Below are 12,083 nucleotides of genomic sequence, written 5' to 3'. Positions count from 1 at the left end.
GCACCGTTATTCAGATCGCGTCATGAATCGCGTGCTTGATCTTCTGTAAGACCCCGCGATGAACCTCGTATGGCTGACCGTCGGCAGCCTCTTCCAGTAGGCCTTCCCAACGGTCATCGTCGTGAAGACCTTCCAGGTCTTCGTCCTGAATCATCTGATGGACCGAGACCCCGTCGTCGTCGATGCTCTTCTGAAGCCACTCGATGGCTGAATCGTTGTTTCCTTCCATCGCATAGGTACAGGCCACGTTGTAGGTGGCGAGCGACGGGTTGAAGCCGAGATCCAGCTGCTTCATGAACGCGTCGCGGGCCTCGGCGTGACGACTGGAGTGATGGAGGGCCCAGCCCAGGTTGCTCCATGCGCGGCCGGCGTCCGGTCGCAACTTGATCATCTCCTGCATATCCGCGATCGCCGGTTCCCAGCGGCGGGTCGAGTACTCCGAGCCACCCCACGACCCCTCGCGGTACTTATTCAGGCTGAGGGTGTCGTGAAGTTCCTTGACCTCCACGAAGCCGGCGGCGTCACGGATGTTGTCCAGGTCGGAGTCGTTGGCGAATCGTTCTTCGCTATCGAACCCTTGCAACACGGCCTGCTCCAGCGTGTCCAGCGCCGAGCGGGTGTTGTTCTGTAACGAGTAGGCGCACGCAAGGTTGTAGAGGGCGTTGGAGCTGCCGCCCTCGAGACGGTTGGCTCGCTCCAGTGCATCGACGGCCGTTTCGTACTCACGCATGCTGAGTAGGTTCGAGCCGACGTCGTACCACGCGTCGGCCTCATCGGAGTTCTCTTTCGTGAGATCTTCGTAGGCCTCCCGCGCATCCGTGTAGCGATCGTTGCGGTTGTCTTCCTTGACCCGGCCAAGAAGCGACTGGAATTGACCGTCGCTGCGGATCGGATCGAGATCGGAGTCCTCAAACAGGTACTTATAACCGTCGAAACCGTTCTCCATCGCTCGCTCGATCCGATCGATGGAGGCGGCAGCGTCTCCCATGCGCGCGTGGCCGCAGGCGGCGTTGTAGAGCGAGGTCCCGGGGCGATACCCGGCCGCGGCGGCCTGATCGAACAGGTCTGCAGCCTGACTCCACTCCTCGTCGTTGTGACGATCGGACGCTTGGTCGAACAGACGCTCACCCTTGCGATCCTCGCGATCGTGATCGTCGTCATGATCGTGCCGATCATGGGCAAGCATGTAGTCGGCCTGGGTGCCCTTCGAATCTCTTGGCACCGGATTGGCGACGGCCAGGGTCGTGATGGCAACCGCGAAGAGCGCAAACGTGGCCAGCAGCATCGCCGGGCGAATACCCCGTCGCGTGTCGCGTGTCAGGATCGAGGTCAAACGTCGTTCGAAGTTTCCGCTTCCCATCATCGATAGTGCCTCCGCAGGGACGGACCGAGCCGTCGGTAGTTCTCTGGCGATTTCCATCAGGTGTCGTGCGTATTCGGAGGGTCGCTCGCCACTGCGAACCACCAGATCGTCACAGGCCTTCTCGCAATCCTGGCGGGCTCTGGTCTCGACCCACCAGACGGCAGGTTGGAACCACCACAGCGCCGCACTCACCCGGCCGAGCAACAGGTAGAGCCCATCCCGTCGGCGCATGTGCGCCAATTCGTGCAACAGGACAACGCGCTGACGATCGACGGACCACTGCCGCGCCACGCGGGGCAGAATCAGAAGCGGCGACCACAGTCCCCATAGCACCGGGACCTGGAGCGCGTCGCTGAACATCAACCGAGGCGCGCTCCGGATCTGCATCCGATCGCAGCAGTCTTGAAGGAGCTCGAACACTGGGTCGTCGGCGATGACGGGAACGGCGTCCACGGCGAGTTGATTCATGCGGTACCAACCCAATCCCAGGCGCGAGATCACCGCGAGAAAGCCGAGGATCCACAGAGCGGACAGACCGACGAGGAAACGCGCGGGCGTGATCAGCGGCGACGCCGTCCGTTGTCCCTCTTCCACACCGACGATGTTGGCGGCCTTCTCGACGGACTTCGGATGATCGTTGGTCGCCCGTAAGTCCCCGGCCTTCTTCTCTCTCCGTTTATTGTTGGCCATCAACGCGGCGTCCGTTGACACATCGGCCGGTTGAGTGATGACCGGCTCGTCCGACGGGTCCAGAAGGGGCAGGTCCCATCGTGGCAGCGTGGTCGCGGCCAGTGGCAGCACGATGGCCGCCACCAGAGCCAGCGTCCCGACAAGATGCCGCATCGCCGCCGACGCGTTCCGCAACAGGTAGAGACTGCCGATGGCCGTGGCCAGAAGCAGCGAGACTCGAACGATCAACTCCAGGGTCATCGCCCCTCCTTCCGTGCCTGACGAAGCATGGCCGAGATCCGGTCCAGCTCTTCCGGGCTCAGCCCTTTCCCGTGCTCTTCCAGGAGCGCGGTGACCGCGTCAGCGGTGGAGTTCTGGAAGAACGTCTCGAGGAGATGCCCCATGGCGCTCTCCCGTGCGGCACCCAGGTCGGTGGTCGGCAGGTAGACGTAGCGGTTGCCGTCGTGACGGTGGGTCAGATGTCCCTTGCCCTCGAGGATGCGCAGGGTGCTACGGACCGCCGAGTAGCTGGGCGGGTCGGCCATCTGGCCCAGGACGTCGGCGACGGTGCCGTCTCCGAGACGAAAGAGGATATCCATCATCTCTCGCTCGCGACGGCTCAGGGGAGATTCGGGTCGGTCGGATGGGTGTTTTTTTGCCATATGCTAATTTTTTAGCATTAGTCGACTCCCGTGTCAACAGGGAATACGCACGAGCGCGGAATTCGTTGCATCGGCGGGGCCTGAGCCAAGAAAAAGGGGCGGTCGCCTAAGCCACCGCCCCTCGTCAAACCGCTGAAAACCGGCCCTACGGACAGGTCGCCGTCGTCTCCTTCAGGCCGACCGCACACTCGCCCGACGCGGCCAGGCCATTGCGCTCGCCGCCGCCGGAGTCGCTGCCCCAACTGGACTCGCTGCCGCTGCCGTTGTCGCCGACGACCAGGAAGAAGAGGTTACCGGCCGGAACCCCGGACCAGAGCGTGGTGCCACTGGTTCCGACGCCACAGACCGATCCGGTGAGGGCATAGCTACTCACCGTCGAGAGATTTCCATAGATCAGGTTGTAGTTGTTGGCCGTGCAGCTTGCGGTATCCCAGCTGACATCGATCATGTCGCCGGTGACCGTCTGCCGTGACCCGCGGAGCGGCTGGGTTCCGAGACTTCCGTCCGGTGCAGGAGCCGGAGCACTGCCGGAGGATGCCGGTGTACACGCGACATCGACGAAGGCCGTCAGCGTCACGTCGTCCACCGAATACCAGTAGTCCCAGGATGCGTTCTGGTAATTGAAGCGAACCTGGAAGTCGCTGTTGCCCAGCGCCTGGGCCGAGACATCGATCGATTGCGCGGCGTTCAGGTCGACGTCGGTGTCACTCCAGACGGTGACCCAGTTCGCGCCGTCCCACACCTCGGTGGTGGCGTCGTCGCCGTTGAAGTGGTTGTAGAACAGGGCGAAGTCCAGTGTCATCGAACTTGCGCTGGCGATATCGGCATCGATGACGGGAGAGTCCAGCGTCGTCGAGGTCAGGCTGCCGCTTCCACACGCGTCGGAGTCACTCAACGCGAAGAACCCGGAGCCGTCGCCCGGAAGCTGGGATGTCGAGTTGGATCGATCGAACGGTCCGCAATCGTGGGGACCCGGTCCGGTGGTCACGGTCCAGTTCGGGAACGTCAGCGCATCTTCGAAGGTCTCCTGGTAGATCTGCTGAGGACCCGAACCGGGGCCGGTGGCCGACTGGCTGAGCTCGACGGCGTTGGTGTCGCTGTACCCGTTGGACAGATCCGTCGCCTTGACCAGGTAGTGGTAGGTCGTCGACGACTGCATGCTCACCGTGTCGGCGAAGCTCAGGCTGCTGAGATTGCCCGCCACCTGGTTTCCGATCACGGGAGCCACCGGTGACGTCTCCGATCGGTAGACCGTATATCGAATCGGTCCCGGGCAGACGGTGCCGGCCGCAGACCAATCCAGGTCGATGGTGCAGGTTGCGAGCTCACCGTTGCCGGCGCTCTCGATTCCGGCGAAGCTCGGTTCGGCGATCCACTCCAACGTCGTCGGCGATCCGTCGAAGACGGCGTCGGGGCAGGACAGCGCGCGGACACGCACGTTGTAGGCGTGACTACCGAGATCGTTCACGGCCAGATTGGGACCGTTCGCTCCGACCACATCCAAGCCGTCGCGGGTCCACTGATATTCGAACGGGCCCACGCCGCCGGTCAGGTTGGCGCTGAGATTCTGCTGGTCGCCGAGACAGACGGCGCTACCGGTGTCGGGCGTCACGTCCACGAAGGGGTTGTCGTCGCAAGCGCTACCCGTCGTGCAGACACCCGGCACATCCACCTGGGAGATCGACACGTCGTCGACCCACCATCCGGACTCGGTGACGGAACCGTCGGACGAGATCAGGAAGCGCAGCTGAACCTGCTGACTGCCATACGCGGACAGGTCGGCGTTGTACTGCACATAGCCAAGCTGGTCGCGATCGGTAAAGAACATTCCCGTGCCGAGACCACAGTTGTCGGAGGTGTTGGTGGACTCGCCGGGGTAACCGACCTCGACGCGGGTCCAGTTGGCGCCACCATCGGTCGAGATCTGCACCTCGCCCTTGTCGTAGCTGTCCTCGATGTCGTACTGCGAGCTGAAGGCCAGCTGGCTGCCGACGCCAAGCAAAAGCGGCGGTGTCGTGATCGCCTCGCAGACGTTGTCGGTATAGAGCCCGGTGCGGTAGACGTTGGGGCCCAGGTTGCCCTCGCTACCCTCGATCTCCCACTGGGAGTCCAGCACGAACTTCGCGGTGCCCGTGTCTCCGGCGTCGTCGAGCCAGTTGCCGTTGGCCAGCGGTCCCTCGGGGATCGCCTCCACACGAACGGCGTTGCTATCGACAGTGCCGTTCCCCAGGTCCCGGGCGCGGACCGCGTAGTAGTACTTGTCGCCACTCGTCAGGGTGTTGAGGTCGGCATAGCTCGTGGTCGGGATGCCCGTATCGATCGGCGCGATCAGATCGGGGTCGAACATCGGATCTTGCGAACGATAGATGTCGTACTCGAGCGGACCGCCGCAGTTGGCGACGGCGGCGTCCCACGCCACATTGATCGTGCAGAGCGCCGAGAACGGCGTCGTCGCGCTGACCACGCCGGCGAACGTCGGCGTCAGGGTGCACAGACCGGTGCCCACCGTGTCGGTCTCGTTGGAGTCGTCGGAGGTGCAGGCCTCGCCATCGGTGGCGCGGACAATGTAGTAGTAAGTGGTTCCGCCGCTGACATCGGTATCGACGAAGCTATAACCGGTGGGGTCGCTGGCCACAGCGGGGCTGCTGTCCGGAACACTGGTGATCTGGGTGTACGGCCCGCCCGGCGTGGTCGAACGACCGACGCTGTAAGAGACCACCGTGGCGAGATCGGCGTCGTTCCACGAGATTTCGATCTCGTTGTCACCGACCACCATCGACGACGCCACCAGCGCGCTGGGCTCGAGGTCGCAACCACACGCGTCGAAGCCGAAGGATGCCACTTGCGTCCGCCAGTTGCCGGAGGTGTTGTCCATACCGGTAAACCAGAAGGTGCAGTCGTCTGACGGGTCGAGGTTCATCGACGAGTAATCACCATAACGATTGCTGGAGTTGGCGGCGGTGCCGTCGTGAATGACGGCCTCGGGTTGGGTCATGGTTCCCGGCGCGTCGCTGAACAGACGTCCTGTATAACGAAGACTCGGGAAGACCGTCGACGACGTCACGTTGTACGCGATCGCGATATTGCCCGACTGATCCATGGAGCTACCCGCCATGAAACGATGCTCGGCATCGGGGGCGAAGGTGCCCTCTTGCTCGAGGGCCCAGGCGTCGTTGCCACCCTGCAGCTCGAACCATCGAATACCGCCGTGGTCAGCGCCGTTGACATCGGTGACGAAGTTGCCGACCAGCGTCTGACGGTCGCCATGGTTGATGTACTGCAGACGATTCATGATCACTTCGCGAAGGGGATCCAGGGTCGTCCCGGAGCCGGGCATCGGGAAGCAGGCGAAGGCGGTCAGACCACAGAGCGCGGAATCGAACTCGGCGACGTCGATGCTTGGGTCGGTCGATAAGACCGTATTGGCGGTATTGATCCAGTCGACGTCGAAGCCCCACATCTCCAGCAGGTCTCCGGGTGCCGCGGGACCCCCGTGATTCTCGGTGTCGCGTTGACGCATGATGACGGCCGGCGCGCCGCTCGGCGGCGGGTTCGGACCATCGAGGTCCGCCGGTGTCGCGGTCTGGAAGCTGAAACCGGAGAGCGCCGGTAGCGTTACCCGCTGGAAGGTCGCGGGGTTGCCCAGCAGCATGGCGCCACGATCCAACGCGTAGACGCCCTGGCTGCCGTCGTTGGCCGTCACGATGTAGGAGCCGTCGCCCCCGTTGGCGTCGGTGGGCCAGACGCCGTACTTGGGATAGTCGGGGAAGGACGGCGCAGTGAAACCGTAGGCGAACCAACCGCCGCTGACCGGATCGGCGGTCTGGGAAACGTAGACGCAGAGGTTGTTACCGGAGCGAGAGAACTCGCTGAGCATCCAGCGGTCCGTCAGTCGGTCGTAAAGAACGATCGGATCGCCGAAGCCGTCGTCGCAGACACCAGAGCCCAGCGAGTCCAGCGTAATCGTTGTGATGAGGGCCGGGGTCGGATCGGCCTTGTCCCAGATCGCGACGTCGGCACCGTCGCCGGTATTGATCATCTGGATGTAGTGATTCGGCCCGACATCCCCGACGGTGTCAGGAGGATTGACGCCGCTATACCCCTGGCCCGCGAAGTTCCGGCTGGGCGCGGTAAACGCTCGGCTGACGAAGCCCGCGGCTTCTTGCTGCAGTGCGAGAAGCGGGTCGGGACCGGTTTTGTAGCGCGGCGGCTGCACCCAGTCGGGTCCGGGGTAACTGCGGCGCGGGATCTCTTTTACCGCGTCGCCGGGGCGCCAGCTCAGCAACCGTGGAAGATCCCGCAGGTCTCCGTCGAAGATGAAGGGGGTGACCGGCGCTCCGATCTCGAGGCGGGTGTCGGCCGGCTTCTCCACGTCGGCAGCCAACGATGCGGCCGGGACTCCCAGAGCGACCACGAGGCCGAGCAAGATAAAGGGGGTCGTGTGGCTGTTTCTCGATCGCGACATAGCCTCTCCTGGAGAACACACCTCGCGGGTCCGGCCACGAGGGTGCCGCGGGAAAAGTACGGCGAAACAGGGGGGACGCCAACGGATCAAATCGGCGTTTGCGCTTAAAAAAGCAATAAATCAGGGGAAAACTAGCGGAGACGGTAGCCGGTGCGGAAGTCCAGGACCCGATCGCCGGTGTCCACCTGAATCTCCAGCTGACCGCCGGGACGGAGTGCGGCGTTGATCCGATGCTGCCGACCGTCTTCCACGCTGTTGCCGAGACCGACCAGGGGTACCTGGTCCCGGATCACCTCGTCGAGAGGTCCCGGCAGATCGATCCGCAGGCTGCCGCGGTCATTCAGGAGCGGCAGCAGAGGGATCTTGATCCGGTAGTCCGCCTCGATCCGGTCGGCCAGCACCTTCACGCCGGTCACCTCCAACACCACTCGCGCCAGCCCGATCCGGGTCTTGCAGCGATCGATGGAGAGGGTATCGGCCAGGTCGAGGCTCATCGACGGGGTCACCGAGAGCAGAAGCAGACAGACGCCCACACGGAGAGATCGGGCGATAACGGTGCTGCGGTGGGGTGACATGGAAGGGGCCTCAGGTTGGTCAAGAGAACATGCCGCAAAGTTCCGATTTTTTCAAGGTGATCGTGAGACGATTCCAACGCCCTGCGGGGTCCGAACCGCGCCGGCCCCGATCCTCCGGCTTGACCCGCGATACGGCTCCGGCTAATCTGGCGCCGATTTGCCCATGGCACGGGCGAGACGGAAACCCAGGGATCCCCATGCGAGTGGATCGGCAACTGTTGGCGCGGGAGGCCCCCCGGTCGGGACGGATCTGCGTGGCCATCGTCGTTCTGGTGGGATCCCTGTTCGTCACCCCCCTGGCGCCGGACCCGGCCATCCCCACGATAGTTCGTGGAGAGCAGCAACGAGATGTCGTTATTACCCCCACGACCATCGTCCCGTGACCTAGGGCGAGCAGCTCCCGTCCCGCTGGATGCCGCAGCCGCCGCCGCCTGCCGGGCGTAGGGCCCCGGTCGAGTCCTTCCCGCTGCTGCCGTCTCGGCTGGATTCGTTGGAGATGGCCAGGTAGTAGAGATTGCCGCTGTCCTCTGTGAGGATCGACGGCGACGCCAGGTCGCACTGCCCGTTGTACGGGGCGTGGTTGTAGACACCGGTGGACCGAAGCTGATCCAGGTCACCGACCTGCACCGAGTAGTCCTGGAACGGGAGGATCGCGAGATTACACGCGTCATCCCAGGTCGCCATCATCGTCCCGTTGCCCTGCCGCTCGAGGATCAACGAATCGGGGATGCTGCCGGGCCACTCCTGGATCTCACAGATTCGATCGCCCTGCTCCAGCACGTCGAGCTCGACGCCATCGATATACCAACCCTCACCGTCCGTCGCGGCCACGCCGGAGGCGAAGACGAAGGCCAGATGGACCGTGGTGCCGCTGTAGGGCAGGAGATCGAACTGGCTGGTGACCCATCCAGCGGAATCCCCGTGGAAGGACGCCTGGCCCTGCAGTCCGTTGCAGTTGTTGGGGCCGAGGGTGCCCGTGGGGTAGCCACCGGTCGGCACCAGCGTCGTGTAGGTATCTTGACCGTTCACCGACCCATCGATCACTACCTGGCCGCCGTCCTGGCCCACCTTCGTGTCGTACCAGTGGGTGACGTTCAGTGTGGCGCCGACCACGTCCGCCGGGATGACGATACCCGGGCCGCCGGTCGAGTCCGTACCGTTGTGGTAGAGCCAACCGAAGACCCGCTTCCCGTGGACGGTACCGGGGCCGCTACCGCTGTGATAGCTGAGTCCCCGCGGTGCCTCTTTCTGCACCGTACCCCACTGATCCAGGTTGGGGATTCCGGCACACGGCGAGACACCGGCCAGAACATCGTCGTGAGTCCACTCCGGCGGGTCGCTGTCGAAGTTCTCGTCGAGCAAGTTGACCTCGGCCGGCGGCTCGTAGCCGTCGCCAAGCTCCAGGGCCAGGATCGATGTCCTTCCGGGATGGAACAAGGGCGCGTTGCTGGTCGTGATGTCGGTCAGATCGAAGGACAACTCCAACTCGCAATCGGCCGCCTGCTTGACGACGAACTGCGCCATGTTGGTGGAGGTCACGACCTCGCCGCCTGTGATCGTCGATGGGTACTCCAGGGTGCCTTCGTTGAGGATATCGACACCGGGGTGGATGCTTGTCAGTTTGGCCACGGCGTCGTTGGCGTCCTGGCCGCCGCCGTTACGCAGGTTGACCCGGGCGGCCCAGGTCTCGCCGGGCTCGACGGCCATGTCGCCGTCGCCGTCGATCTCCGTCAGCGGTTGCTCGACGGAGTCGAAGATCAGGATCGGTCCAACGGCGCCGACGCTGACCTGCCAGGCGCCACGGGCGTACGTGCCGGCCGTGATGACGTTTTGATCCGCGTTGAACTTGAGATCGGAGACCACCATACCCAGCGGCAGGCCGGCCATGTAGGGCTCGAAGGTCAGTCCGCTGTCGACACTGCGATAGACACCGACGTCGTTGCCTACCAGGATGTCGATGCTCGAGAGCATGACCACGGTGTTGGCGGGCACGTTGGGCAGACCGTTGTCGCGGGCGACCCAGCCGCTGCCGGCGTTCCACTCCCACAGGTGGGCGGTATTGAATCCACCGACGGTGGCAAACACTCGATCGGGGTTTGCGGGATCAGTGGCAATGTCGTTGATCGCTCGGCTGGGAAGCCCGGAGGTGATGTTCTCCCAACTGTTGCCGTCGTCAGGCGTACGCCAGATCCGACCGCTTGCACTGCCGGTGTAGACGTGATCGGGGTAGTTCCGATTGATCTCGACGACCTTGAGGCTGCCGGAGTTGCCGGTCAGATCCGGTCCCAGCTGCGTCCAGTTGCTGCCGTTGTTGATCGATCGATAGGCGCGATGGGTTCCGAGCCACATGACGTTGGGGGTCACGGGGTCCAGCATGTAGGGCGTGACCCAGTTGCTTCGGTCACCGCTGATGATGCCGTTGGCGGGACCCGTCACACTTCCGAACCCACCGAATGGGCCGCTGGTCGAGCGCCACACACTGGGAAAACCACCGGACGGGTAGGAGGTGATGTAGTGGTAGTTGGTCTGCACCGAGTTGTACTGACAGACAAAGCCGTCACCGGTCACGGCCTGACGACTCCAGGTGTTGCTACCGGAACGAGCCAGCGAGCTGTTGTCCTGGGCACCGCCGCAGATGTTCCCCGGGTTGGCAGCGTCGACATCGATCGCGTAGAACTGCGTCGAATTGATGTTGCCGTTCTTGTTGGAGAAGCTTGTGCCGCCGTTGGTGGACTTCCACAGGCCGCCGTCTGAACCCACATAGAAGACGTTGGTGTCGGTGGGAGAGACGAGCAGCTCGTGCACATCCTGATGCACCTTCTGCGCGCCGCCCCAACCGTTGATCAGGTCGTTCCAGTTGAGACCTCCGTTCGTCGACTTGAAGAGACGGATGTTGCCGCGATAGACGATGTCGGGGTTGGTGGGATCGACTCCGATGGTCATGTTGTAGCTGCACTGACCGTCGCATGCGCTGGAGCCGGCGGAGACCTGGGACCAGCTGACACCGCCGTCCGCTGTTCTCCAGATCGAGCTGGTGAACTGGGCGTAGACCACGTTGCCGTCGCTGGGTGCCACGGCCACCTCACAGCGTCCCGGGTTGGTGGGCAGGCCGTTGGCGCTCTGTAGGTTCCAGTTGAGGCCGTTGTCGGTGGACTTGTAGATGCCGGAGTCGGTGGCGGCCCACACGATATCGGAGTTGCCTGCGTCACGCTGCAAGCCGTGAACCGATGTGGAAAGCCGTTGGTCCCAGTTCAGCCCGCCGTCGCTGGTGGTGTAGATGCCACCGGCCTGACTGCTGCCATCGGCGCAGCCACGACGATCGCCACCGGCGATCACGTTCAGGGAGTTCGCGGGATCGATGCTGATGGAGGAGAAATTCGCCATGTCGTCGAGGGTGTTGCTGCCGCTTCCATTGCGCACGTCCCAGCTTGTACCGCCGTCGTCGCTCCGGAGCATGCCGATGCCAAAGTAACTCTCGCAACCGGCGTTGTAGTCGCCGGTGCCGACCCAGACGATGTTGGGATCGAGGGCATCGACCGCCACCGCCCCCACCGTCAGCGTACCGACCGTGTCGAACATGTGGGTGTAACTGGCGCCGTCGTTGGTGGTCTTCCACAGTCCGCCCGCGGCCGTGCCGACGTAGTGGGTGTTGCTGGTCCAGTCCTTGGCGATGGCGGTCACGCGACCGGTCACGGTACCGAACGCCCAACTGCCGAAGGTGGACGGCGAGGGTCCCATCTCGATCCAGAAGTTTTCGACCGGCCCGCGACCGTCCGATCGACGCCGCTGCTGTTGGTTCAGTTTTTGTCGGACATCCTCGACGGCCTCGAGACGCAGCGTTGCGCGCTCTGCGGCGGAGTCGGTTCCGGCCCGACGGGACGAGAAGAACCACTCCTCTCGACGCCGGATCTGCTCCTCCTCGCCGAAACGTTCTCGGGAGAGGATTCGGGATTGTTCGTCGGTCGTCTCCGCTTCCTGCCCCATGACGGGTTGGCCGGAAGGGAGCGTGGCAATCAGGAACAACGCGCAAACAGCGGTCGCCTTAACGGCAGATCTCGACAACGACATGAGGCCCCTCATTTTTGCGAATCGCGTGAAGCCTCCCAACCGGGCGGCTGGTAGGGGTTTCGCGCGACCGCACTGCTTGGATTCACCGCGGCTGAAACCGATTCAAACCGCCGGGTCGTATCTTCTATACCTCACATGTGCAGGGACTGCCGGTCGAACCAAGGCGGGCGGCGGCAGAATTGTGTCAGAGGGTACGGAAAGGCACGATTTCCGGCATTTTAGGGGTCTGTCTGCCGGAATTGGGAGACCAGTTTCTGGGCATGGACGATGGAGCGGATACA

The 12,083-nt window shown here is 63.6% G+C and carries 5 protein-coding genes; all 5 read right to left on the bottom strand.

What is annotated here, in order from left to right; genetic code table 11:
- Window positions 1-10: 10 nt before the first annotated feature.
- The 5 genes from OES25_06270 to OES25_06250 all read right to left on the bottom strand — a co-directional run bounded on the left by OES25_06270 (window position 11) and on the right by OES25_06250 (window position 11,802).
- Complete coding sequence (locus tag OES25_06270; protein ID MDH3627247.1) at window positions 11-2,293, bottom strand: tetratricopeptide repeat protein; 2,283 nt, start codon at window positions 2,291-2,293, stop codon at window positions 11-13.
- On the bottom strand, window positions 2,290-2,694 hold the full coding sequence (locus OES25_06265; protein MDH3627246.1) for a BlaI/MecI/CopY family transcriptional regulator: 405 nt from the start codon (window positions 2,692-2,694) through the stop codon (window positions 2,290-2,292). Before OES25_06265 ends, OES25_06270 begins: the two co-directional genes overlap by 4 nt.
- Window positions 2,695-2,839: 145 nt before the next feature.
- Window positions 2,840-7,159 carry an immune inhibitor A gene (locus OES25_06260; GenBank protein MDH3627245.1) on the bottom strand — a complete coding sequence of 1,440 codons (4,320 nt, stop codon included), beginning with the start codon at window positions 7,157-7,159 and terminating at the stop codon, window positions 2,840-2,842.
- A 131-nt stretch (window positions 7,160-7,290) separates the two neighbouring features.
- Complete coding sequence (locus OES25_06255) at window positions 7,291-7,734, bottom strand: hypothetical protein (protein ID MDH3627244.1); 444 nt, start codon at window positions 7,732-7,734, stop codon at window positions 7,291-7,293.
- Window positions 7,735-8,118: 384 nt separating this feature from the next.
- Entirely contained in the window at window positions 8,119-11,802 is a 3,684-nt protein-coding gene (locus OES25_06250) for a hypothetical protein (GenBank protein MDH3627243.1), read from the bottom strand.
- Window positions 11,803-12,083 lie beyond the last annotated feature (281 nt).

The sequence above is a fragment of the Acidobacteriota bacterium genome (assembly GCA_029861955.1).
Classification (GTDB): domain Bacteria; phylum Acidobacteriota; class Polarisedimenticolia; order Polarisedimenticolales; family Polarisedimenticolaceae; genus JAOTYK01.
This window is presented reverse-complemented; position numbering and strand designations above follow the sequence as displayed.